The sequence below is a fragment of the Streptomyces sp. NPDC056169 genome, assembly GCF_042268445.1.
In the GTDB taxonomy this organism is placed as follows: Bacteria; Actinomycetota; Actinomycetes; order Streptomycetales; family Streptomycetaceae; genus Streptomyces.
The window spans coordinates 117,364-140,775 of record NZ_JBHJUO010000006.1 but is presented as its reverse complement, the minus strand read 5'-3'; the positions used below and the strand labels follow the sequence as shown (position 1 = coordinate 140,775).

General features: G+C 73.6%; 20 protein-coding genes. 6 read left to right on the top strand and 14 right to left on the bottom strand.

What is annotated here, in order from left to right:
- Positions 1-74 precede the first annotated feature (74 nt).
- Complete coding sequence (locus ACFC0G_RS11530; RefSeq protein ID WP_376400877.1) at positions 75-1,157, top strand: hypothetical protein; 1,083 nt, start codon at positions 75-77, stop codon at positions 1,155-1,157.
- A 115-nt stretch (positions 1,158-1,272) separates the two neighbouring features.
- On the opposite strand, the gene ACFC0G_RS11525 is transcribed toward ACFC0G_RS11530, so the two are convergent.
- Both ACFC0G_RS11525 and ACFC0G_RS11520 read right to left on the bottom strand, forming a co-directional pair.
- Positions 1,273-3,411: a 3-hydroxyacyl-CoA dehydrogenase NAD-binding domain-containing protein gene (locus tag ACFC0G_RS11525; protein ID WP_376400875.1), complete on the bottom strand. Its 2,139-nt coding sequence runs from the start codon at positions 3,409-3,411 to the stop codon at positions 1,273-1,275.
- Entirely contained in the window at positions 3,408-4,622 is a 1,215-nt protein-coding gene (locus ACFC0G_RS11520) for an acetyl-CoA C-acyltransferase (RefSeq protein WP_024755102.1), read from the bottom strand. Before ACFC0G_RS11520 ends, ACFC0G_RS11525 begins: the two co-directional genes overlap by 4 nt.
- 308 nt (positions 4,623-4,930) lie before the next feature.
- On the opposite strand from ACFC0G_RS11520, the gene ACFC0G_RS11515 reads away from it, so the two are divergent.
- The gene (locus ACFC0G_RS11515) at positions 4,931-6,049 is read left to right on the top strand and encodes an alpha/beta fold hydrolase (protein WP_376400872.1); all 1,119 of its coding nucleotides are present in this window, start codon (positions 4,931-4,933) and stop codon (positions 6,047-6,049) included.
- A gap of 71 nt (positions 6,050-6,120) precedes the next feature.
- On the opposite strand, the gene ACFC0G_RS11510 is transcribed toward ACFC0G_RS11515, so the two are convergent.
- From ACFC0G_RS11510 to ACFC0G_RS11500, 3 genes are all read right to left on the bottom strand, one after another.
- Complete coding sequence (locus ACFC0G_RS11510) at positions 6,121-7,404, bottom strand: ribonuclease D (protein WP_376400869.1); 1,284 nt, start codon at positions 7,402-7,404, stop codon at positions 6,121-6,123.
- An 81-nt stretch (positions 7,405-7,485) separates the two neighbouring features.
- Positions 7,486-8,151 carry a response regulator transcription factor gene (locus ACFC0G_RS11505; protein ID WP_017242457.1) on the bottom strand — a complete coding sequence of 222 codons (666 nt, stop codon included), beginning with the start codon at positions 8,149-8,151 and terminating at the stop codon, positions 7,486-7,488.
- 286 nt (positions 8,152-8,437) lie between these two features.
- On the bottom strand, positions 8,438-9,139 hold the full coding sequence (locus tag ACFC0G_RS11500) for a DUF3000 domain-containing protein (RefSeq protein WP_376400865.1): 702 nt from the start codon (positions 9,137-9,139) through the stop codon (positions 8,438-8,440).
- 91 nt (positions 9,140-9,230) lie between these two features.
- On the opposite strand from ACFC0G_RS11500, the gene hemE reads away from it, so the two are divergent.
- Positions 9,231-10,307 (top strand): uroporphyrinogen decarboxylase, encoded by a 1,077-nt coding sequence (gene hemE / locus ACFC0G_RS11495; RefSeq protein WP_376400863.1) that lies wholly within the window; start codon positions 9,231-9,233, stop codon positions 10,305-10,307.
- A gap of 85 nt (positions 10,308-10,392) precedes the next feature.
- Here the strand turns inward: hemE and ACFC0G_RS11490 are convergent, their stop codons facing one another.
- Positions 10,393-11,766, bottom strand: a complete 1,374-nt coding sequence (locus ACFC0G_RS11490; RefSeq protein WP_376400860.1) for an FAD-dependent oxidoreductase — start codon at positions 11,764-11,766, stop codon at positions 10,393-10,395.
- 73 nt (positions 11,767-11,839) lie between these two features.
- A complete protein-coding gene (locus tag ACFC0G_RS11485) occupies positions 11,840-12,838 on the bottom strand; it encodes a DUF4349 domain-containing protein (RefSeq protein ID WP_376400856.1) in 999 nt (332 codons plus the stop codon).
- Between the two features lie 140 nt (positions 12,839-12,978).
- Between ACFC0G_RS11485 and hemG the strand changes: the two genes are divergently transcribed.
- Both hemG and hemQ read left to right on the top strand, forming a co-directional pair.
- Positions 12,979-14,505 (top strand): protoporphyrinogen oxidase, encoded by a 1,527-nt coding sequence (gene hemG / locus ACFC0G_RS11480; protein WP_376400853.1) that lies wholly within the window; start codon positions 12,979-12,981, stop codon positions 14,503-14,505.
- A 17-nt stretch (positions 14,506-14,522) separates the two neighbouring features.
- Positions 14,523-15,236: a hydrogen peroxide-dependent heme synthase gene (gene hemQ, locus ACFC0G_RS11475; RefSeq protein WP_376400850.1), complete on the top strand. Its 714-nt coding sequence runs from the start codon at positions 14,523-14,525 to the stop codon at positions 15,234-15,236.
- 66 nt (positions 15,237-15,302) lie between these two features.
- Here the strand turns inward: hemQ and ACFC0G_RS11470 are convergent, their stop codons facing one another.
- From ACFC0G_RS11470 to ACFC0G_RS11450, 5 genes are all read right to left on the bottom strand, one after another.
- Positions 15,303-16,910, bottom strand: coding sequence for an alpha/beta hydrolase (locus tag ACFC0G_RS11470; RefSeq protein WP_376400847.1), 1,608 nt, complete (start codon positions 16,908-16,910; stop codon positions 15,303-15,305).
- A gap of 86 nt (positions 16,911-16,996) precedes the next feature.
- The gene (locus ACFC0G_RS11465; RefSeq protein WP_376400844.1) at positions 16,997-17,755 is read right to left on the bottom strand and encodes a TIGR04222 domain-containing membrane protein; all 759 of its coding nucleotides are present in this window, start codon (positions 17,753-17,755) and stop codon (positions 16,997-16,999) included.
- Between the two features lie 48 nt (positions 17,756-17,803).
- Positions 17,804-18,871, bottom strand: a complete 1,068-nt coding sequence (locus ACFC0G_RS11460; RefSeq protein WP_376400841.1) for a TIGR04222 domain-containing membrane protein — start codon at positions 18,869-18,871, stop codon at positions 17,804-17,806.
- Positions 18,872-18,875: 4 nt separating this feature from the next.
- Positions 18,876-20,342: a DUF692 family multinuclear iron-containing protein gene (locus tag ACFC0G_RS11455; RefSeq protein WP_376401455.1), complete on the bottom strand. Its 1,467-nt coding sequence runs from the start codon at positions 20,340-20,342 to the stop codon at positions 18,876-18,878.
- A gap of 89 nt (positions 20,343-20,431) precedes the next feature.
- The gene (locus tag ACFC0G_RS11450) at positions 20,432-21,250 is read right to left on the bottom strand and encodes an MBL fold metallo-hydrolase (RefSeq protein WP_376400838.1); all 819 of its coding nucleotides are present in this window, start codon (positions 21,248-21,250) and stop codon (positions 20,432-20,434) included.
- Between the two features lie 85 nt (positions 21,251-21,335).
- Here ACFC0G_RS11450 and ACFC0G_RS11445 point away from each other — a divergent pair, with 85 nt between their 5' ends.
- Positions 21,336-21,938: a CGNR zinc finger domain-containing protein gene (locus ACFC0G_RS11445; RefSeq protein ID WP_376400835.1), complete on the top strand. Its 603-nt coding sequence runs from the start codon at positions 21,336-21,338 to the stop codon at positions 21,936-21,938.
- 42 nt (positions 21,939-21,980) lie between these two features.
- On the opposite strand, the gene ACFC0G_RS11440 is transcribed toward ACFC0G_RS11445, so the two are convergent.
- Both ACFC0G_RS11440 and ACFC0G_RS11435 read right to left on the bottom strand, forming a co-directional pair.
- Positions 21,981-22,676 (bottom strand): hypothetical protein, encoded by a 696-nt coding sequence (locus tag ACFC0G_RS11440; protein WP_376400832.1) that lies wholly within the window; start codon positions 22,674-22,676, stop codon positions 21,981-21,983.
- 12 nt (positions 22,677-22,688) lie between these two features.
- Positions 22,689-23,402 carry a peptidyl-tRNA hydrolase gene (locus ACFC0G_RS11435; protein ID WP_376400829.1) on the bottom strand — a complete coding sequence of 238 codons (714 nt, stop codon included), beginning with the start codon at positions 23,400-23,402 and terminating at the stop codon, positions 22,689-22,691.
- Between the last annotated feature and the right edge of the window lie 10 nt (positions 23,403-23,412).

Sequence of the window (23,412 nt, the reverse complement as noted above, 5' to 3'; positions counted from 1 at the left end):
AGAGGCGTTCGGGCGGGCGACTACAGTCGGTTCGTACCCGAACTCCCCCGACGACCGGAGCGCTGGATCCCCCCATGGCGAATCGATCCCAGGCCCCCACAGCCTCTGCCCACGGTTCCACTTCCACCCCTCTCCTCCAGGGCAGCTGGCTGACGAGAGGGGAGGAGGGACGGTTCAGCGCGTACCTGCCCCGGGCGGGTGAGGTGATGCGCTGGACCGAGGAGCCCGAGGGCGGCTGGAGCGGGCCGGTCTCGCTCGGCGGCGACGGTCTGACGCCCTTCCTCGCGGTCGGCCAGGGCGCCGACCGCTACGTCCACCTCGTCGGGCTGCGGCCCACGGCCGGGGACGAGGAGCACGTCGAGCTGGTGCACAGCATCCAGTTCCAGACGGGCCGTCCGGCCGTGGCGTGGCGCTCCATCGGACACTCGAACGGCAAGGGGCCGTGGACGGGCAACCCGGCCGTCGCGGTGGACGCCCAGGGCCGCGCGTACGCCTTCGTACGGAACGGCGGCGGCGGGCTGAGCGTACGGGCGCAGAAGGACGCGGGCGGCTGGCACCCGTGGTGGGACCTGCACGGCTCGGGCACCGACCCGTCCCCGGTGGCGGCGGTCAACGGCCAGGGGCGCGTCGAGCTCCTCACGGCGACCGCGAAGGGCCTCCTCCGGTACGTCCAGGAGGAGTCCGGGGCCAAGCCCGTCCGGCAGGACGTGGTGCCGGCGGAGGTCGCCTTCGGCACGCTCGCGGCGGTGACGGGCCCGTCGGGGCACGTGACGGTCTACTACGGCGACAAGGACGGCGGGATCCGCGCCTGGTCCCCGGGGCGCGGTCTGGCGCCGGTGCGGCTCGCCGACGCGGTCGGTACGGGACGGCTGACCGCGACCCGCTGTCTGATCGACGGCTTCGACTGCACGGTCCTCGCCCAGCAGTCGGCGGACGGCCGGCTCGCCCTCGCCGCCTACCCGAGCGAGCAGGAGGAGTCGGGCGCCCGCTGGTCGGAGACCGGTGAGGCGCGCGGGGAGCTGACCACGGTCCTCACCAGGGGCCTCGACGGGCGCCTGGTCGCGATGGCCCTGGCCGGCGGGAAGACGCTGGTCACCACGCGCCAGAAGGCGGCGGCGGACGGCCTCCTCCTGGAGGGCTGGCGCCCCGTGGGCTGAGCCCGGTGACGGGGGCGAGCCCGCCCCCGTACCCCCTCTCGCACGGGAACGGCCCCGGCACCTGGAGAAGGTGCCGGGGCCGTTCGCGTACGCCCTGAGGGGGTGAACTCCGGTGTTACGCCGGGACGCTCGCCACGCCCTGCGCCAGGAAACGCTTGCCGTTGACGCGCTCGGAGACGCCCTCACGGTCCAGGTACGGCGTGATGCCGCCCAGGTGGAAGGGCCAGCCCGCGCCCGTGATCAGGCAGAGGTCGATGTCCTGCGCCTCGGCGACGACACCCTCCTCCAGCATCAGGCCGATCTCCTGCGCCACCGCGTCCAGGACGCGGTCGCGGACCTGCTCCTCCGTCAGGACGGAGTCGCCCTGGACGAGGAGGGCGGCGACCTCGGGGTCGAGCTCCGGCTTGAAGCCGTTCTCGGGCTTGTAGACGTAGAAGCCGCGCTTGCCGGCCTCGACGACGGCCTTCAGGTTGGGGGAGACGGTGAAGCGCTCGGGGAAGGCGCGGTTCAGGGTCTCGGAGACGTGCAGACCGATCGCCGGGCCGACGAGCTCCAGGAGGACCAGCGGCGACATCGGCAGGCCGAGCGGCTCGATGGCCTTCTCGGCCGTCTCGACCGACGTGCCCTCGTCGATGACGTTCTGGATCTCGCCCATGAAGCGGGTGAGGATGCGGTTCACGACGAACGCCGGGGCGTCCTTCGTCAGGACCGCGGTCTTCTTCAGCTTCTTCGCGACACCGAACGCGGTGGCCAGGGAGGCCTCGTCCGTCTGCTCGCCGCGGACGATCTCCAGGAGCGGGAGGATCGCGACCGGGTTGAAGAAGTGGAAGCCGACCACGCGCTCCGGGTGCTGGAGCTTCGACGCCATCTCGGAGACCGACAGCGAGGAGGTGTTGGTGGCGAGGATCGCGTGCGCCGGGGCGACCGCCTCGACCTCCGCGAACACCTTCTGCTTGACGGACATCTCCTCGAACACGGCCTCGATGATGAAGTCCGCGTCGGCGAAGCCCTCGGCCTTGTCCAGGACACCGGAGACCAGGCCCTTGAGACGGTTGGCCTTGTCCTGGTTGATCCGGCCCTTGCCGAGCAGCTTCTCGATCTCGGCGTGGACGTAGCCCACGCCCTTGTCGACGCGCTCCTGGTCGATGTCGGTCAGGACGACCGGCACCTCGAGGCGGCGCAGGAAGAGCAGGGCCAGCTGGGAGGCCATCAGACCGGCGCCGACGACACCGACCTTGGTGACCGGGCGGGCCAGCGACTTGTCCGGGGCACCGGCGGGACGCTTGCCGCGCTTCTGCACCAGGTTGAAGGCGTAGATGCCGGAGCGCAGCTCGCCGCCCATGATCAGGTCCGCGAGGGCCTGGTCCTCGGCGTCGAAGCCCTTCTGCAGGTCCCCGTCCTTGGCGGCCTCGATGATGTCGAGGGCGCGGTAGGCGGCCGGGGCGGCGCCGTGCACCTTGGAGTCGGCGATGGCACGGCCCTTGGCGACGGCCTGGTCCCAGCCCTCGCCGCGGTCGATCTCGGGGCGCTCGACGGTGACGGAGCCGTTCAGGACGGAGGCCGTCCAGATCAGCGACTGCTCCAGGAAGTCCGCGCCCTCGAACAGCGCGTCGGCGATGCCGAGCTCGAAGACCTGCTTGCCCTTGAGCTGACGGTTCTGGTTCAGCGAGTTCTCGATGACGACCGAGACGGCCTTCTCGGCGCCGATCAGGTTCGGCAGGATCGCGCAGCCGCCCCAGCCGGGCACCAGGCCGAGGAAGACCTCGGGCAGCGAGAAGGCCGGCAGGGCCTTCGACACGGTGCGGTAGGTGCAGTGCAGACCGACCTCGACGCCGCCGCCCATGGCCGCGCCGTTGTAGTACGCGAAGGTCGGCACGGCGAGCGCGGACAGACGCTTGAAGACGTCGTGGCCGCCCTTGCCGATGGCGAGGGCCTCGTCGTGCTTCTTCAGCAGCTCGACGCCCTTGAGGTCGGCGCCGACGGCGAAGATGAACGGCTTGCCGGTGATGCCGGCGCCGGTGATCTCACCGTTGGCGGCCTCCGCCTCGACCTGGTCGATCGCCGCGTTCAGGTTGGCGAGCGACTGCGGGCCGAAGGTGGTCGGCTTGGTGTGGTCGAAGCCGTTGTCCAGCGTGATCAGCGCGAACCGACCGGCACCGGCGGGCAGTTCGAAGTGCCGTACGTGGGCGCTCGTGACGACCTCGTCGGGGAAGAGCGCGGCGGCGCCCTTCAGAAGCTCGGCGGTGGTGCTCACTTGCCCTCCCAGTGGGGGTTTTCCCAGATGACCGTCGCGCCCATGCCGAAGCCGACGCACATGGTGTTGAGGCCGTAGCGGACCTGCGGGTTCTCCTCGAACTGGCGGGCCAGCTGCGTCATCAGACGGACGCCGGAGGAGGCGAGCGGGTGGCCGTACGCGATGGCGCCGCCGTACTGGTTGACGCGGGCGTCGTCGTCGGCGATGCCGTAGTGCTCCAGGAACGCGAGGACCTGGACCGCGAAGGCCTCGTTGACCTCGAAGAGGTCGATGTCCTCGATCGACAGACCGGCCTTGGCGAGGGCCTTCTCGGTCGCCGGGATCGGGCCGTAGCCCATGACCTCGGGCTCGACGCCGGCGAAGGCGTACGAGACGAGGCGCATCTTGACCGGGAGGTCGTGCTCGCGGGCGAAGTCCTCGGAGGCGATGATCGAGGCGGTGGCGCCGTCGTTGAGACCGGCCGCGTTGCCCGCGGTGACGTTGCCGTGGACGCGGAACGGCGTCTTCAGGTTGGCCAGCGACTCCAGGGTGGTGCCCGGGCGCATCGGCTCGTCGGCGGTGACCAGGCCCCAGCCGGTCTCGCCGGTGGAGGCGTCGGTACGGCGCACCGAGATCGGCACCAGGTCCTGCTGGATCTTGCCGTCGGCGTACGCCTTGGCGGCCTTCTCCTGCGAGCGCACGGCGTACTCGTCGGCGCGCTGCTTGGTGATGCTCGGGTAGCGGTCGTGCAGGTTCTCGGCGGTCATGCCCATGAAGAGGGCGGACTCGTCGACCAGCTTCTCGCTCACGAACCGCGGGTTCGGGTCGACGCCCTCGCCCATGGGGTGGCGGCCCATGTGCTCGACACCACCGGCGATGACGGCGTCGTACGCGCCGAAGGCGATCGAACCGGCGACCGAGGTGACGGCGGTCAGCGCGCCGGCGCACATGCGGTCGATCGAGTAGCCCGGCACCGACTGCGGCAGCCCGGCGAGGATGCCCGCCGTACGGCCGAGGGTCAGGCCCTGGTCACCGATCTGCGTGGTCGCGGCGATGGCGACCTCGTCGATCTTCGCGGGGTCGAGGCCGGGGTTGCGGCGCAGCAGCTCCCGGATGGCCTTGACGACGAGGTCGTCGGCGCGGGTCTCGTGGTAGATGCCCTTCGGGCCCGCCTTGCCGAACGGGGTGCGGACGCCGTCGACGAAGACGACATCCCTGACGCTACGAGGCACGTTGGCTCTCCTCCAGGGTGCGGGATGGCACTGCTGCGGCGACACGCCTAAGCGTGCGCTTGCTTCCCCCATGCTACTTGTGAGTAACCGGGCTGCCCAGTCCTTGGGGGGCAAGCGGTGAAGGTCACACCCCGAGGATCCCACCGGGACGCTCGCGCGCCCCCCGCGTACGCCCGTCCGATCGAACGGTCCTGCAACCCGATGGGCCCAGGGCGGCGGCCGCGTCGCGCCGCGGACACCCGCCGGCGGGCGGAGGCTGCACAGCGCCGGGGCACCGTGTCCCGGCGCTGTGCACGGAAAGGACTCCCATGGCGATCGTCACCATCGACCACGCCGTCCCCCACACGTCCACCGTCCCCGCGAACGCGGGCGACACGGTCGAGCTCTTCGTGCGGGAGCGGCGCGACACGTCCGTCGGGACGCGTACACCGGTCCTCATGCTCCACGGCCGGAGCGTTCCGGTGCTCGCGGGCTTCGACCTCCAGCACCAGTCGTACAGCTGGGCCGAGGCGCTGGCGAAGGCCGGCTACGACGTCTTCATGATGGACCTCCAGGGGTCCGGACGCTCCCCGCGCCCCAAGATGGACGACCCCCACAACGTCAACCCGGCCCAGCAGCCCCTGCTGACGCCGCGGCCGCCGGGATTCGTTCCGGGCCCGCCGAGCTACCCGTTCCAGCTGACCAACTCGAACAGCGACCGGGACGAGCTGAACGCCGTCGTGGACTTCATCCGCGCCGAGTGCGGCGTGGAGAAGGTCGCCTTCGTCGGCTGGTCCGCCGCCGCGTTCACCATGGGCCCGTACGCGGTCAAGAACCCCACGAAGGTGTCGAGCCTGTTCCTGCTGGCGCCGATCTTCCCGCCCCTCGGCACGTCGAACGCACCGGCCGCGCTTCCGCTCCAGGGCTTCCCGACCTTCATCGGCGGGAAGACGGGGTTCGACCAGGGCTGGAAGGCCGAGGCGCCCTGCGAGGGGCAGCGCGCGCCCGGCATCGTCGACGTGGCCTGGGACGCGATCATGGCCAATGACCCGATCGGCAGCACGTGGGGACCCCCGACGGGGTTCAACCGGATCAGGAACTTCGTCAGGTGGGGGTGGAACAACACCACCGCGGCCCAGGGCGGAGTGCTCGGCGGCAGCGTCCCCGTACTGATGGTGTACGGGGAGTACGACAAGCAGGTGAACACGTCACCGCCCAACACGAACCCGGAACTCAACTTCTCCGTCCCCGCGCTCTACGACGCCGTCGCGGGTTCGCACAAGCTGATGGTCAAGCTGGCCTGCGCGGGCCATTCCGTGGTCTGGGAGATGCAGCACAAGAACGTGCACAACCTCTCGAAGCACTGGCTCAAGCACCTCAAGGTCGACGGCAAGACCCACGGCGTCTTCGACATGGACACCAACGGGGACCTCAGCCCGGTCCCGTAGGCGCCGCGCGGGATCCCGTACGACGGTGGAGCCCCCGGCCGCACGCGGTCGGGGGCTCCACCGAAGCGGGGTCACGCCGTCGCCGACAGCGCCTCCAGCAGGAGCGGGGTCACCAGCCCGACCTGCCACGGGCGGGCGCCGTGGCCCGTCAGGGCGGCGGCCACCGTTTCCGCGGTGGCCGGGGTCGGCGGCTCCCAGCAGACGCGGCGGACCGTGTCCGGGGTGATCAGGTTCTCCTGGGGGAGGTTCAGCTCCTCCGCGAGGGCCGTGACCGCCGTGCGGGCCGCCGAGAGGCGGGCCGCCGCGACCGGGTCCTTGTCCGCCCAGGCGCGCGGCGGGGGCGGGCCGGCGACCTGCTGGCCCGGCTGGGGGAGCTCGCTCTCCGGCAGGGCCCTGGCCCGGTCCACCGCGGCCTGCCACTGCTCCAGCTGACGGCGGCCCATGCGGTTGCCGAAGCCGGGCAGCGCCGTCAGCGCGGCCACGTTCACGGGCACCGCGAGCGCCGCCTCGACGATCGCCGCGTCGCTCAGCACCTTGCCGGGGGAGACGTCCCGCCGCTGGGCGACCTTGTCACGGGCCGTCCACAGCTCCCGGACGACCGCCATCTGACGGCGGCGGCGCACCTTGTGCATGCCGGAGGTGCGGCGCCACGGGTCCTTGCGGGGCGGGGCGGGCGGGGCGGAGGCGATCGCGTCGAACTCCTGGTGCGCCCACTCCAGCTTCCCCTGCCGGTCCAGCTCCTTCTCCAGCGCGTCGCGCAGGTCGACGAGGAGCTCGACGTCGAGCGCCGCGTACCGCAGCCAGGGCTCGGGCAGCGGGCGGGTGGACCAGTCGACGGCCGAGTGGCCCTTCTCCAGGGCGTAGCCGAGGACGGACTCGACCATCGCGCCGAGGCCGACGCGCGGGAAGCCCGCGAGCCGTCCCGCCAGCTCGGTGTCGAAGAGCGAGGTGGGGAGCATGCCTATGTCGCGCAGGCACGGAAGGTCCTGGGTCGCGGCGTGCAGGATCCATTCGGTCCCGGCGAGCGCCTCGCCGAGCCCCGAGAGGTCGGGGCAGCCCACGGGGTCGATGAGCGCGGTGCCCGCGCCCTCCCGGCGGAGCTGCACGAGGTAGGCGCGCTGTCCGTAGCGGTAGCCGGAGGCGCGCTCGGCGTCGACGGCCACGGGGCCGCTGCCGGCGGCGAACGCGGCGATCACCTCGGCGAGGGCGTCCTCGGTCTCGACCACCGGCGGAATCCCCTCGCGGGGCTCCAGCAACGGGATCGGAAGCCCATTCGCAGGGACATCGTCGTCCGGGGGGCCGCCCCCGGTGGTGCGCAGTGCTGTGTCTGCTGCGGTCTCTTGGGCGTCGGTCACCTGTCAAGGGTATCGGTGAACGGCAAGCGCCTGTCGACGGAACGTTCCGTCGACAGGCGCGGGCTTCTCGCGGGCCTTTCGTCAGTGGATGATGCCCGTCCGCAGGGCCACCGCGACCATGCCGGCGCGGTCGCCGGTGCCCAGCTTGCGGGCGATGCGGGCGAGGTGGCTCTTGACGGTGAGGGCGGAGAGGCCCATGGAGACGCCGATCGCCTTGTTCGACTGGCCCTCCGCGACGAGCCGGAGCACCTCGACCTCACGGCCGGAGAGCTCGCGGTAGCCGCCCGGGTGGCTCGGGGCACCCGGGGGGCGGCGGTGGCCCAGACGCGCGGCGGCGGAACCGATGGGTGCGGCTCCGGGTCGGGTCGGGTGACCGATGTTGGTACGCGTACCGGTGACGACATAGCCCTTCACGCCGCCCGCCAGGGCGTTGCGCACGGCGCCGATGTCATCGGCGGCCGAGAGGGCGAGGCCGTTGGGCCAGCCCGCGGCGCGGGTCTCGGACAGCAGGGTCAGGCCGCTGCCGTCGGGCAGGTGGACGTCGGCCACGCAGATGTCGCGCGGGTTGCCGACGCGGGGACGTGCCTCCGCGATGGACGAAGCCTCGATCACGTCGCGTACTCCGAGGGCCCACAGGTGGCGGGTCACGGTGGAGCGGACGCGCGGGTCGGCCACGACGACCATGGCCGTCGGCTTGTTCGGGCGGTAGGCGACCAGGCTTGCGGGCTGCTCGAGGAGAACGGACACCAGGCCTCCTGGGGGGAAGGATGCGGGACGGAGCCGGCTCGGGGATGAAGCCGGGGGGCGAACCCGTGCTGCTGAAGGGGTCACTGACTCCTTCGGCAGCTGGGCCCCCCTCCTTTAGGGAAAGATCACGATTTGGTGAGTAACAATTAGGGCAATTCGGACGCGTGATCGATCATCCTACGAGCGGACCCCCAAGTGGACCCCTCAGCGGGGCACTCGGGGGTCCACTCGGCGGGCCCCCGAACGGACCCCCTCCCGTCCCGCCGGAGAGGGTCCTTCCGGGGCCTCACGCCTGCTGTGGGCCCCGTCGCTGGGGCAGTGACACGACCCCCGCGCCCGTCACCGTTCCCGTCGGCCCCGCCCCCGGTTCGGCCGGTGCGGGGGGCAGCCCCGCGATCTGGCACAGCAGATCGCACCAGGCCGCCAGGTGCGCCCCCGTGTCCGGCACACCGCCGAGCCCCTCGCGCGGCGTCCAGGAGGCCCGGATCTCGATCTGGGTCGCCGGCCTCCGGTCCGCGAGCCCGCCGAAATAGTGGGAGCCCGCCATCGTGACCGTCCCGCTCGCCTCCCCGTACGCGAGCCCGCGTGCCTCCATGGCCCCGGTCAGCCAGGACCAGCACACCTCGGGGAGCAGCGGGTCCGCCGCCATCTCCGGTTCCAGCTCCGCCCTGACGAGCGTCACCAGCCGGAACGTCCCCTTCCATGCCTCGTGGCCGTCCGGGTCGTGCAGCAGCACGAGCCGTCCGTCCGCCAGGTCGTCCTCGCCGTCGACGACGGCCGCCTCCACCGCGTACGCGTACGGGGCCAGGCGCTGCGGGGGCCTGGTCGGGTCGATCTCGATCTCGGACCGCAGTCGCGCCGATCGCAGCGCCTCCACCGCCCGCCGGAAGGCGGGTGGTACCGGATTCGTCTCCGTACTGTCCGCTGTGTCGTCCGTCCCTCTTTTGCCGTCGGAATGATCGGAAAAATGTCCCTGAGCCGCAGCCATGCGGGGAAGAGTAGGCGGAACGGGGCCTCTGTGCGGGGAGGGACACCCGGCCCGGACGAGCGGCTTCCCGCCACATGCGAAGATTCTGGGCGTGAGTGCCAACGACAGCCCGCAGGGCCAGCAGACGAAGCAGCAGTCGCGGACGCACGACTCCGCGTTCCTCAAGGCGTGCCGGCGCGAGCCCGTGCCGCACACCCCCGTCTGGTTCATGCGGCAGGCCGGGCGCTCCCTCCCCGAGTACCTGAAGGTCCGCGAGGGCATTCCCATGCTCGAGTCCTGCATGCGGCCCGAGCTGGTCACCGAGATCACGCTCCAGCCGGTGCGGCGCCACAAGGTCGACGCGGCCATCTACTTCAGCGACATCGTCGTCCCGCTCAAGGCCATCGGCCTCGACCTCGACATCAAGCCCGGCGTCGGCCCGGTCGTCGCCGACCCGATCCGCACCCGCGCCGACCTGGCCCGGCTGCGCGACCTCACGCCCGAGGACGTCCACTACGTCACCGAGGCCATCGGGATGCTCACGGCCGAGCTGGGCGACACCCCGCTCATCGGCTTCGCCGGCGCGCCTTTCACCCTCGCGAGCTACCTCGTCGAGGGCGGCCCGTCGCGCAGCCACGAGCGCACCAAGGCGATGATGTACGGCGACCCGCAGCTCTGGGCCGACCTGCTCGACCGCCTCGCCGAGATCACCTCGGCCTTCCTCAAGGTCCAGATCGAGGCCGGCGCCTCCGCCGTGCAGCTCTTCGACTCCTGGGTCGGCGCCCTGGCCCCGGCCGACTACCGCCGCTCGGTGATGCCGGCCTCCGTGAAGGTCTTCGACGCGGTCGCCGACTACGGCGTCCCGCGCATCCACTTCGGCGTGGGCACGGGCGAGCTGCTCGGCCTCATGGGCGAGGCGGGCGCGGACGTCGTCGGCGTCGACTGGCGCGTCCCGCTCGACGAGGCCGCCCGCCGCGTCGGCCCCGGCAAGGCGCTCCAGGGCAACCTGGACCCCGCCGTGCTCTTCGCCTCGCGCGAGGTCGTGGAGACGAAGGCGGACGAGGTCCTCGCCGCCGCGAAGGACCTGGAAGGCCACGTCTTCAACCTGGGCCACGGCGTCATGCCGTCGATGGACCCGGACTCCCTGACGCGTCTCGTCGACTACGTGCACACGCGGACGGCCGTCTGACCCACGGGCACGCGATGCGACGACGGCCGCCGGGGTCACCCGGCGGCCGTCGCCTTGTCCTTGTCCGTGTTCGTGTCTCTGTCCCTCAGCCCGCCGCCCGGACGGCCGCCGTCGCCTTCCGGGCCGCGATCAGGACCGGGTCCCACACCGGTGAGAACGGCGGCGCGTACCCCAGGTCCAGGGCCGTCATCGCCTCCACGGTCATCCCCGCCGTCAGCGCCACCGCCGCGATGTCGACGCGCTTGGCCGCGCCCTCCCGCCCCACGATCTGCACCCCGAGCAGCCGGCCCGTACGCCGCTCCGCCAGCATCTTCACCGTCATCGGCGCGGCCCCCGGGTAGTAGCCCGCACGGCTCGTCGACTCCACCGTCACCGTCACGAACCGCAGCCCCACCTCCCGGGCGTCCCGCTCCCGCAGGCCCGTCCGCGCGATCTCCAGGTCGCACACCTTCGACACCGCCGTGCCCACCACACCCGGGAACGTCGCGTAGTCGCCGCCGACGTTCGCCCCGATGACCTGGCCGTGCTTGTTCGCGTGCGTCCCCAGCGGCACGTACCACTCCCGGCCCGAGACCAGGTCCAGGACCTCCACGCAGTCGCCGCCCGCCCAAATGTCGTCATGGCCGCGCACCCGCATCGCGAGGTCGGTGAGCAGCCCGCCGTGCGCGCCCAGCGGCAGCCCCGCCGCCCGGGCGAGCGAGGTCTCGGGCACCACGCCCGTCCCCAGGACCACCACGTCCGCCGGATACTCGGCGTCCGCCGTCGTCACCGCCCGTACCCGCCCGTCGGCACCGGTCAGGATCTTCGTCACCTCCGCCGAGACGACCGTCGTGATCCCCAGCCCGTCCATCGCCCGGTGCACCAGCCGGCCCATGTCCGGGTCGAGCGTCGCCATCGGCTGCTCGCCCCGGGTCAGGACCGTCACCTCGTACCCCCGGGCGAGGAGCGCCTCCGCCATCTCCACCCCGATGTAGCCGGCGCCGACCACGACGGCCCGCCGTCCCGGCGTGCGCTCCAGCGAGTCGAGCAGCGCCTGGCCGTCGTCGAGGGTCTGCACGCCGTGCACCCCGGCCGCGTCGATCCCCGGCAGCGGCGGACGCAGCGGCCGGGCCCCGGTCGCGATCACCAGCTTGTCGAAGCCCGTCCACGCCTCCGTACCCGCGTCCAGGTCCCGGGAGAGGACCCGCCGCCCCGGCACGTCGATCGCGGTCACCTCGGTCCGCATCCGCAGGTCGATGTCCCGGGCCCGGTGCTCCTCCGGGGAACGGGCGATCAGCTCGCCCCGCGCGGCGACGTCCCCGCCGACCCAGTACGGGATGCCACAGGCCGAGTACGAGGAGAAGTGACCGCGCTCGAAGGCGACGATCTCCAGCTCCCCGGCGGACCTGAGCCTGCGCGCCTGCGACGCGGCGGACATGCCCGCCGCGTCGCCACCGATGACCACCAGTCGTTCGCTCATTCCCCTATTTTGAGGCTCGGTTCGCCTCCGGGGCGCTACAGCCGGGCTCACAGCCCCGCCGCGCCCCTTCGGCTCACTCGCCGGCCCCGGGGGTGTCGGGACGCTCGGCGGGCGTGGCCACGCCGGCGGCGTTCTGGGCCGGCAGCGGGCGGGGCTCCGGCGCGGCTTCCGGGCGTGCCGCGAGGCGCGCCGTGCGGCGCGGGCGGATCAGGTGGCGCCAGAGGAGGAAGGCGATCAGGGCGAGCGCCAGCCACGGGGCCAGGGCGGTCAGGACGAGGCCGATCCAGGCGAGCGCGCCCACCAGGGCGTTCCACCCGCCGCTCAGCGCGTCCCCGAAGCCGGGACGGCCCTCGTCCTCCTCCTTGTCGGCGCCCGGCCTCTCCTTCTCGGTGAGTTCGAGGGTGATCGTCGCCATCGTCGTCCGGTCCTTCAGCGAGGACTGCTGGGCGAGCAGCGACTCCAGGTCCGCCTGGCGGCGGCTCAGCTCGCCCTCCAGGGTCACCACGTCGGCCAGCTTCTCCGCCCGCTGCATCAGCGCCCGCACCCGCGCGACGCTCGCCCGCTGGGTGGCGATCCGGCTGTCCACGTCCACGACCTGCTCGGTGACGTCCTTGGCGTCCGCCGTGCGGGCGAGGAGCTTGCCGGTGCCCGCCAGCTCGGTGAGGACCGCGTCGTACTGCTCCTGCGGCACCCGGAGCACGACGCGCGAGGTGACGTACGTGTCGTCGATCCGCTCCGTCGACTCGTTCTCCACCCGCCCGCCGGCGCCCGCCGCCACCCGGCGGGCCGTGACCAGGGCCTTCGCCGCGTCCTCGACCTCCACGGCGAGCGAGGCGGTACGGATGACGTGCTGCGGCTGCGCCGCCTTGCCCGGTGCCGTGGGCTGCTTCTCGCTGCCCGAGTCGGCGTCGGCCGCGCCCGCTGCCTTCCCGCCCTGCGCCGCCCTCACGTCGCTCTTGCTGTCGCCGGCCGTCGTACCGCCCGCGCCGCAGCCGGTCAGGACGAGCGAGGCCGTCAGCAGCGCGGCGGCCGCCGTCGTCCGGGCCCGGGACACCGTTCGTGTTCTGTGCATGGGTTCCCCCCAGGGAATGGTGGTGAGTCGTGCCCCTTGGACGTGAGCGGCGGCCGCGCGGGTTTCCGTCCGGCGGTAGCGATGCGGTCACGGTCCGGCCTCGGAAAGGGAGCGCGCGGGCGATTTGAGAGAGTGGTCCCATGAACGCGGACACCACGGGACACCACGTCGTCGTCGCCGGAGGCGGAATCGCCGGACTCGCGGCCGCCCACCGGCTCGCCACCGCCGGCCACCGGGTGACCCTCCTCGAAGAGGGCGCCCGCCTCGGCGGCAAGCTCCTCGCCGGCGAGATCGCGGGCGCGCCCGTGGACCTCGGCGCCGAGTCGCTCCTCGCCCGCCGCCCCGAGGCCGTCGCCCTCGCCCGGGCCGTCGGCCTCGGCGACCGGCTCCAGCCGCCCGCCACGACCACCGCGTCCGTCTGGTCCCGGGGCGAGCTCACCCCCATGCCCAAGGGCCATGTGATGGGCGTCCCCGGCGACGGCCGCGCGGTCGACGGGCTCCTCTCCGAGGAGGGGGTCCGCCGCATCGGCCTCGACCGCGAACTGCCCCCGACCGAGATCGGCGACGACATCGCCATCGGCGCGTACGTCGCCGAGCGCATGGGCCACGAGGTCGTCGACCGGCTCGTCGAACCCCTCCTCGGCGGGGTCTACGCCGGTGACGCCTACCGCATCTCGATGAAGGCCGCCGTCCCCGCCCTCTTCGAGGCCGCCCGCCGCCACCCCACGCTCACCGCCGCCGTCCACGCCGTCCAGCAGGCCGGAGCCGCCGCCGCCGCTGCCGACGCGGCGGGCGCCGGCACCGGACTCGGCGGCTCCGTCTTCCTCGGCGTCGAGGGCGGTGTCGGCACCCTGCCCAGCGCCGTCGCCGACGCGATCCGCGCCGCCGGCGGCGAGATCCTCACCCGCACCCCCGTCACCGCCCTGCGCCGCACCGGACCGGCCGGCTGGGAGGTCGTCGCCGGAGACCGGGTCCTGGCCGCCGACGCCGTGGTCCTCGCCACCCCCGCCGGGCCCGCCGCCGCGCTCCTCGCCGACCACGCGCCCGCCGCCTCCGCCGAGCTCGCGGAGATCGCGTACGCCTCCATGGCCCTGATCACGCTCGCCTTCCGCCGCACGGACCTGCCCGCCCCGGCCGGCATGGATCTCCCCGCCCTGCCGGGCACGGATCTCCCCGCCCTGCCGGGCTCCGGGTTCCTCGTTCCACCCGTCGACGGCCACACCATCAAGGCCTCCACCTTCTCCAGCCAGAAGTGGCGCTGGGTCGCCGACGGCGCCCCCGACCTCTTCGTCCTGCGCACCTCCGTCGGCCGCCACGGCGAGGAGGAGCAGGTCCACCGGGAGGACACCGACCTCGTCGCCGCCTCCCTCAAGGACCTCGCCGCCGCCACCGGGCTCACCGCGCGCCCCGTCGCCACCACGGTCACCCGCTGGACCGGCGGCCTGCCCCAGTACCCCGTCGGCCATCTCGCCCGGGTCGCCCGCGTCCGCGAGGCCGTCGCCGCCCTGCCCGGACTGCGGGTCGCGGGCGCCGCGTACGACGGCGTCGGCATCCCCGCGTGCATCGCCTCGGCCCACCGCGCGGCCGACGAGATCGCGGCCGGGTTCGGGGACGAGATCATCGCCACGTCGAAAAGGACCGACCCCGGTGCGGGGCACTCCTCGTGACGGGCGAGAATAGGCGTATGAGTGCGCCCGAAAAGATCCCGAACGCCGGTAAGAAGGCGAAGGACCTCAACGAGGTCATCCGCTACACCCTGTGGTCCGTGTTCAAGCTGCGCGACGTTCTGCCCGAGGACCGCGCCGGCTACGCCGACGAGGTCCAGGAGCTGTTCGACCAGCTCGCCGCCAAGGACATCACCGTCCGCGGCACGTACGACCTCTCCGGTCTGCGCGCCGACGCCGACGTCATGATCTGGTGGCACGCCGAGACGAGCGACGAGCTCCAGGCGGCGTACAACCTCTTCCGCCGCACCAAGCTGGGCCGCGCCCTGGAGCCGGTGTGGTCCAACATGGCGCTGCACCGCCCCGCCGAGTTCAACAAGTCGCACATCCCGGCCTTCCTGGCCGACGAGAACGCGCGCGACTACGTCTCGGTCTACCCCTTCGTGCGCTCCTATGACTGGTACCTGCTGCCGGACGAGGACCGTCGCCGCATGCTCGCCGACCACGGCAAGATGGCCCGCGGCTACCCCGACGTCCGCGCCAACACGGTCGCCTCCTTCTCGCTCGGCGACTACGAGTGGCTCCTCGCCTTCGAGGCCGACGAGCTGCACCGCATCGTCGACCTCATGCGCCACCTGCGTGCCTCCGAGGCCCGGATGCACGTCCGCGAAGAGGTCCCGTTCTACACCGGCCGGCGCAAGAGCGTCGCCGACCTGGTGGCGGGCCTGGCCTGACACGGCCGTACGAACCTGGTGGCGGCCCTGCTCCCGGCCGGGCGCGCCACCCCTTGACCCGGAAGATCAGACGGCGGGCGTCTTCGTTGCCCTCCCGTCCAGCGACACCGGGTCCGGCTCCGGGTGCGGCGCGCATGACGCGCGCCGCACCGGCGTCATTTCCGGGGTCCTGTCGAAGTCCGGAACCGCCCCCGTGAGCAGATAGCGCTCCAGATAGCCGTTCACGCAGGCGTTCGGCCCGCCCGCGACACCGTGCGTGCCCGCGTCCCGCTCGGTCACCAGGGCCGCGCCCGACAGCCTCCGCTGAAGTTCGACCGCCCCCGCGTACGGGGTCGCCGCGTCCCGCTCCGCCGCCAGGATCAGCACCGGCGGCAGCACCCCCGGACCCGTCCGCACGTCCAGCGGGCGCTGCCGGGGCGCCTTCCAGTAGGCGCAGGGCAGGTTCGTCCAGGCGTTGTCCCAGGTCTCGAACGGGGCCCGTGCCGCCAGCCGCGTGTTGTCCCGGTCCCAGACGGCGAACTCCTCCGGCCAGGGCGCGTCGTTGCACTCCACCGCCGTGTACACCGCACGCCCGTTGCCCGCGTCGGGCCCCGGATTCTCCGGGGGCGCGGCCTGGGCGATCAGCGGCGCCGGATCGCCCTGCAGATAGGCGGCGAGGGCGCCCGCCCGCAGCGGCCAGAACCGGTCGTCGTAGCCGGTGTCCAGCATCGCCGCGTGCAGCTGGCCGGGACCGACCCGGCCGCCCGCCGGGCGCTCCGCGAGCTCGGCGCGCACCCGCTCGTACCGGCCGCTCACCTCCCGCGCGGTGCCACCGAGCCCGTACACCGCGTCGTGCTTCGCCACCCAGGTGCGGAAGTCCGCCCACCGCCGCTCGAACGCCTCGGACTGGGCGAGGTTGTTCCGGTACCAGATCCGGTCAGGCCTCGGGTCCACCGGCGCGTCGAGGACCATCCGCCGCACCCGGTGCGGGAAGAGGGTCGCGTACAGGCCGCCGATGTACGTGCCGTACGAGCTGCCCAGGTACGTGAGGCGCGGCTCGCCGAGCGCCGCCCGCACGACCTCCAGGTCCCGGGCGTTGTTGAGCGAGTGGTAGTGGCGCAGGGCCGGGCCCGTCCGGCGCGCGCAGCCCTCCGCGTACGTCTTCGCGCGCGCGATCCGCTCCCGCTTGTACACCTCGGACGGCCGGCTCGGCGCCGGGGTCGGGCCCGTCGCCCGGTCCGCCGGGTCCTGGCAGGAGACCGGCGCCGAGCGGCCCACCCCGCGCGGGGCGTAGCCCACGAGGTCGTACGCGGCGGAGATCCGCCGCCACGCCGGGAGCTCGGCGGCCAGCGGGAAGTACGTCGAGGAGGCGCCCGGGCCCCCGGGGTTGAAGAGGAGCGCGCCCTGCCGGCCGGCGGCGGGCCCCGAGGCCCGGACGCGGCTGACGGTCAGCGGGACGCGGGGACCGTCCGGGTCCGCGTAGTCGAGCGGTACGCGGACGGTGCCGCACGCGACGGACGGCGGCAGTCTCTCGGCTGCCGGGCAGGAGCCGAAGGCGATCCCCTCGGCGGCGGCCCGGCGGGCGGCGAGCACGGTGCCGCGCGCCTCGGACGGGGGAGCGTCGTGCGCGGGGGCCAGGGGCAGGGCGGTGAACAGGAGGGCGCTGAGGGCTCCGTACAGCGCGGGAGAGGGCATCGGTGCTTCCCTTCGTGACCGCGTGCGCGTGGGGCGCGCGCGGGGACGAAGAGATCGTTGGCGCGGGGCGGGGCGAAGTAAAGGAACTACGGGAGGCGTACGGGAGCGTGTTCCCGGAGTGCCGCGCGGAGCTCGGGCTCCAGGACGGCGGGGCCGCGCGTCGCGAGCGCGGTGAGCGGGTCGGCCCGGGAGAGGCCGGAGAGCAGCCGCTGCCCGGCGGGGGACGCCCAGCGGGTGTACGGGTATACCTCGATCCGGCCGATCAGCAGGCAGAGCCCGGAGGCGAGCAGCGGCAGCGTGAACCCGGCGACGGCCGGGGTCCGTTCGTCGCCGGGCACGAGGAGCGCCGCCGCCGCCCCGAGCGCGAGGGTGAGCAGGAGCGCGGCCCGCACCGCCCGCACCCCGGCCGCGACCTCGCGGCGGCCCGCGTCGGACACGGCGAGCCCCCGGTCGACGAGCCGCTGCGCGAGCGCCCGCACCGCGTCGGCGGCGGCCACCTCCGGACGGACCGCGGGGATGGGGGACTGGCCGCCGGGCCCGATGGCACCGAGTACGGCGCTCTCCCACTCGTCCCCTGAGCCGCCGTCGGCGTCCACGACCGTCGCCCAGCCGGTGTGGGCGAGCAGCAGCCGCCGCTCCCGGTGCATGGCGACGAGGGTGAGATCGGTGACCCGGAGCGGACCGCCGGCGAGGTAGGCGGCTTCGAGGACGGTGAGTTCGTCGTCGCTTCCGGCGTACGGCCCGGCAGCCGCGGGCCGGGCCGCCACGAGGGTGGCCCGGCAGAGCCGTGCGCAGGCGACACCGGCGACGACGCATGCCACGAGGAGAAGCGGAACCCAGACCATGTCCGAGTTCTACGACAGGTCGCGGGCCCCCGCCACTCGAACGGGTGATCAGCTGCTGGAGCTGGAGCACGAACTCCCGCTGGAACTGGAGCTGGAGCAGGAACTGCCGCTGGAGCTCGAACAGGAACTGCCGCCCCCGCCACCGCAGCCGGACCCGCCGCCCGAGCACGAGCCGGAGGAACAGGAACCGGAGGAACAGGAGCCGGACGAGCACGAGCCGGACGAGCACGAGCCGGAGCTTCCGCCCGAGGAGGAGCCGCCCCCGCCGCAGAAGCTGTTCTCCGCGCACCACGCGGTGGCCACACCGGCGGCGGCGTAGTCGGCGGAGAGGTGGTGCGAGGGCGCGGGACGCCTTCCGCGCCCGCGGCTCCTTCGGGGCGCGTACACCCGGGCGGCGGCGAGGAGTTGCTCCCGCAGCACGGGGTCGGGCAGGCCCCGCAGCCCGTACAGGGCCACGAGGTGACCGGCGTCGGCGAGGTGGCCGTGGGCCCGTCCGTACGCCGCGAGGGCGGCCTGCCCGGCGGAGGTGAGCCGCTTCCCGGAGATCGCCCCGCACGCGATGGCCGTGACCCCGGCGGCGAACAGGAGGGGCAGCACCTTCACGACGAACGGCACCGACATCTCCGGTGCGGTGGCCAGGTCGAGGATGGTGAGGACGACCGAGACGGGGAAGAGGAAGAAGGCCGTGAGGCCGAGCGCGAGGCACCAGGCGAGGGTGGTGCTCCGCCTCGCCGGCTCCTCGATGAGCCCGCGCCCCGCGAGCCCGTCACCGAGCTCCTGGACCGCCGGGTGCCGCATCACGGCGAGCCGCAGGTGGTGCAGGGCCCCGTGCGGGGCGGCGGCGTGCACGTCGAGTACGGCGCGTTCCACCGGGTCGTGCGCGACGGGCCGGACGACCGCGACGATGCCGGGGCCGCCGATCGCGATCCGGCCGTCGGACTGGAGGGCGGCGATGGCGGCGTCGACGACCCGGGCCGGGCCGCCGTTGAGGAAGGCCGCCTCGTACCGGTCGTGGATCGGCCCGCCGGAGCGGCCGCGCGAGCGGACGACGCGGGTGATGAGCAGGGCGATGCCGGCGGCGCCGGCGACGTAGAAGACGACGACCAGGGCGTTCACGCGGTCACCTCCGGACGAGGGCGTGGCGGGCGGCCCGGGCGAGCCGGACGGCGCGGCCGGGCGGGCGGCTGCCGGAACGGTCCTGCCACCACTCGGTGAGCCGCCGTCGGGCGGCCGGGTCCTCGGGGCGGTCGGCGAGCAGCAGGTGCTCGGCGAAGTCGAGGGCGTCACGGCGGTAGCCGCCGGTCATGGGGCGGGTCCTGGCGTACGCGAGGAACGCGGGCCGGAAGCCCTTGCCGAGGATCTCCGGAAGCTCGGGGGCGACCTTCGCGACGACCCCGGCCCGCTTGGCCGCGAGCGCCCGGCTCTGCACCCCGAGGCGCCGGCTGTCGAACCCTTCGGGCGCGGGGGTCCCGGCGACGAGCGCGGACAGCAGCGCGGCCTGAGCGAGCGCGACGCGCTGGCGGGCGCCGTCGGAGGGCTCGGGAACGGGAACGTCGTCGGCGGCGGCCCTGGGCCGGGGCAGGCCCGGCGCCACGGAGTCCATGTCCACGTCCACGTCCATGTCGCTGTCGCTGTCGCTGTCGACATCGACGGCCAGGGCGCTCGGCATCGGCCCGCCCGAGACGCGGGCGCCCGCGCCGATGAGCAGCGGCTGCGCCGGGGCGACGGATCCGGCGACCGGCGTTCCCGCGCTCCGGGCGCGTGCCACCGTCTCCCGGATCACCGTCAGCTCCGCGGCCAGCTCCTCCGCGGGCGGGAAGTCGTCGTCCCGCTCCAGGAGCACGCCGGGCGGCGAGACCCGCGAGGCGAGGTCCGCCAGGACGTCGAGGACGGGGCGCGGCACCGGGTGGGCGTGCGTGTCGTGCCAGACGCCGTCGCGCTCGACGCCGCCCGCCACGTGGACGTACGCGATGGCCTCCACCGGCAGCTCGGACAGGGCCTTCGCCGGGTCCTCGCCGCGGTTGACGTGGTTGGTGTGCAGGTTGGCGACGTCGATGAGGAGCCGTACCCCCGTACGCTCCACCAGCTCCGCCAGGAACTGCCCCTCCGTCAGCTCCTCCCCGGGCCAGGCGATGAGGGCCGCGATGTTCTCCAGGGCGAGCGGCACGGGCAGCGCGTCCTGCGCGATGCGGACGTTCTCGCAGAGCACGTCGAGCGCGTCCCGGGTGCGGGGCACGGGCAGCAGGTGGCCCGCTTCCAGGAGCGGCGACGCGGTGAGCGGCCCCCCGGCCCGTACGAACGCGATGTGCTCCGTGACCAGCGGCGCCCCCAGCGCCACCGCCTTCTCGCCGAGCGCCGCGAGCCGCGCCGGGTCCGGCCGGTCCGCGCCGCCGAGCCCGAGCGACACCCCGTGCGGGACGACCGTCACGCCGCGCTCCCGCAGCCGGGTCAGCGAGTCGGGCAGGTGGTCGGCGCAGATGTTCTCCGCGACCACCTCGACCCAGTCGACGCCGGTCAGCGCCTCCACCGCCTCCGCGATCTCGGGACGCCAGCCGATGCCGATGCCGAGTGCCGTCATGTCCTCCATGTCCCCCATGTCCCCCTCCTTCGGTCCTCAGTCATCCACGTGATGGCCCCGGCGGAGACGTTCGAACCCAGGGAGGGGGACGTTCAGAGCTACATTTGAGGTTCCGGCGTCCGGTGGAGGGCCCCGCCCAGGTCGAGGCGGTCGAGCAGCCCGGCGGCGGTGAACGCGGCGATCACGTCGTCGCGGCTCTCGGTGAAGTGCGCCCAGCTGTCGCAGTGGACGGGGACCACGCGGCGGGCGCCGAGGATCGTGGCGGCCTCGGCGGCCTGCGCGCTGTCGAGGACGATCGTGGCGCCGCCGAAGAGCTGGGGGAAACGGGGTGCTCCGGCGAACAGGACGGCGGTGTCCACCGGGCCGAACCGCTCGGCGATCTCCTGGACCAGGCCGAGCGAGGCGTTGTCGCCGCTGACGTAGAAGGTGGGCAGGTCCTGCCCGGTCAGGACGAAGCCGACGACCTGGCCGGTGAACGGCTCGACCTCTTCGCGGGTACCGGGGCCGTGCAGGGCGGGCACGGCGGTGACGGTGACGGTGCCGCCGCCGGGGCGGTCCAGCTTGACCGACTCCCAGTCGGCCAGTCCCTTGGTCCCCGCGCCCAGGCGCTGTCCGCCGCCGGTGGTGGTGAGGGTCAGCGGGACGTCCGCGAGGAGGGCGCGGCCGGACGCGTCGAGGTTGTCGGGGTGTTCGTCGTGGGAGAGCAGGACCACGTCGATCGGGCCGATCTCGGCCGGCGTGGTGGCGGAGGGCGCCGTCTTGCTCAGCAGGCCGCCGGGTACGGGGTACTCGCGGGGTGCGTCGAACGTGGGGTCGGTCAGGAAGCGCAGGCCGCCGTACTCGAAGAGTGCGGTCGGGCCTCCGAGGACGCGGACGGGGATCTGCTCGTGCTCAGCGGGCGTGCCGGTGTCAGTCATCAGAACCTCACGAATAAGTGGCGATCTATCCGTGAGGACCATAGTCCATGACTCACGGATGAAAGCAAGCCGTACCATGAGAACCATGAGTGAGACCTCGACCGCCGCATCCATGCCGCCGCCCGCGCCGGGGGCGGAGGAGTACATCGCCCTCGCCTTCGTCAACAGCGTCGTCACGCTGCCCGGCGGGCACTCCATGGACTTCCTCGGCACCCCCGAGGCCACGAACCGGTGGCTCACCGAGCACGGCCTCGCGCCGGCCGACGCCGGAGTGCAGGAGATGTGCGCGGCGCAGCTGCGCTCCCTGCGCGAACACGTCAGGTCCTTGCTGGCCGCCCGGGTCGCGGGCGTGCCCGCCCTGCCCATGGCGCTCTCCGCCGTCAACGACGCGATCGGCAAGGCCCCCACGGCCGCCCTGCTGTACTGGGACGAGCGCAACGGCCCCTACCGCGCGGCGCCCTGCCCCACCGACCAGATCCTCGGCCGCGCCCTCGCGGCGCTCGCGGCCAACGCGGCCGACCTCGTCACCGGCCCCGAGGCCGACCGCCTCACCAGCTGCGGCTCCACCCCCTGCAACCGTTACCTGCTCCGCCACGGCCGCCGCCACTGGTGCTCCACCCGCTGCGGCGACCGCGCCCGCGCCGCCCGCGCCTACGCCCGCCGCACCCGGCCGCCGGAGGCGGACTGACGGGAGCGGCTCAGCAGCGTCGTCCCGTCGTGCCCCTCGGGCTCACCTGGTGCCCTGGACCGTGTGGTAGCCCGTGGTCAGCGTCCACGCGAAGAGCGTCCCCGGCCGCTCCCGCAGCGCGCGGAGGGTGACATCCGCAGGGTCGGACGCGCAGGTGCCGAGCACCGCTTTACGCCGCCCTGGGCGCGGTTCCGCGACCTTCGCCCGCACGTTGTCGCCGGGCGCGTCCCAGGACAGCTGCTCCCCGCCCTTGAGGCTTCCGACGGACGGCGGGTAGGTGTGCGGCGACGCGTGGACCTCGGTCTCGTAGTAGCGCAGGACGGCCCGTATCGAATCCTCGGACCAGACCGCGGGAGTCGTCATGGAGCGCAGGTCCCCGACGATGTCGGGTACGGGACGGTCCACGACGAAGTACAGGTGCAGTCGCAGCGTGCAGGACATGGCGGGCTGCTTCGGCGCGTTCCGGTCGAAGAGGTTCCTGGCGCCGCCCCGGGTGCACGAGTCCACCAGAGTGGTGCGCAGGGCCGGGCCCCACGGCCCGGACCTGCCGATCTCCTCGGCGCGCGCCCGCAGTTCGTGCTCGGCGCGCTGCCGCTTCCGTCGGACCTCGTCCGACGTGGCGATCTTCCTGAGCTTCCACCTGGCGGGGCCGCGGGCGAGGGCACTGGCTCCCGCCAGGAGGAAGAGGAGCAGCAGGGACGCGGATCGGTCGGCCCGCCGGCCCAAGGGCGAGGTCATGGCCTCGGTCTTCTACGGGCGGCGCAGTCGGAGGTGGGGAGCGAAGAGGGGGCTGCCCTCGGAGACGACCGTCTTTCCGGGGGCGATCTCCGTGAAACCGGCGTCGCGTACGACCGGAAGGCCGCTGTCGCCCGCCGCGAGCGCGGCCCAGTGTTCGGGTGTCGCGGTGCGCACCGCGAGCGGGAAGCCGGCCGCCTGCCAGGCCTTCCGGTCCGCGTCGTCCATCGCCCACCACAGCAGCTGCGCGCCGTGGCCGGCCTGCGCCATCGTCTTGCCCGCCGACATGTCGACCCCGGGGTTGATCCAGAGCACCACGGCCCCGTCCGGTACGGGACCGGGCGCCGCCGGGTCGTCGAGTTCGGTGCCCGACACCTGGAGCTTGGCCAGCTCCTTGGGCCAGCCGTCGAGCGGCACCGGCGGGAAGACCCGTACCTCCGCCTCCGCGCCGGCCACGGTGATCCCCGGGAGCGCTCCGGCCTTCCGCCACTCCGCGCCGCGCGCCCGGCGCACGACCTTGCGGATCCGGGCGTCCTCCCAGTCCGTCATGGCCTGCGCCCACTCGCCCTCGCCGAGGGAACGGTCGTCGGTGAGGATCTCCAGGACGGCCCGCGCGGCGGTCTCCAGGGCGTCGGTACGGGACGGGGGCGCGTCGCGCTCGATCCGTACGACCAGGGGGAGGACGAACTGGGGCTTCTCATCGCGGAGGTCGGTCTCGTGGCTGCTCACCCGGCAAGTC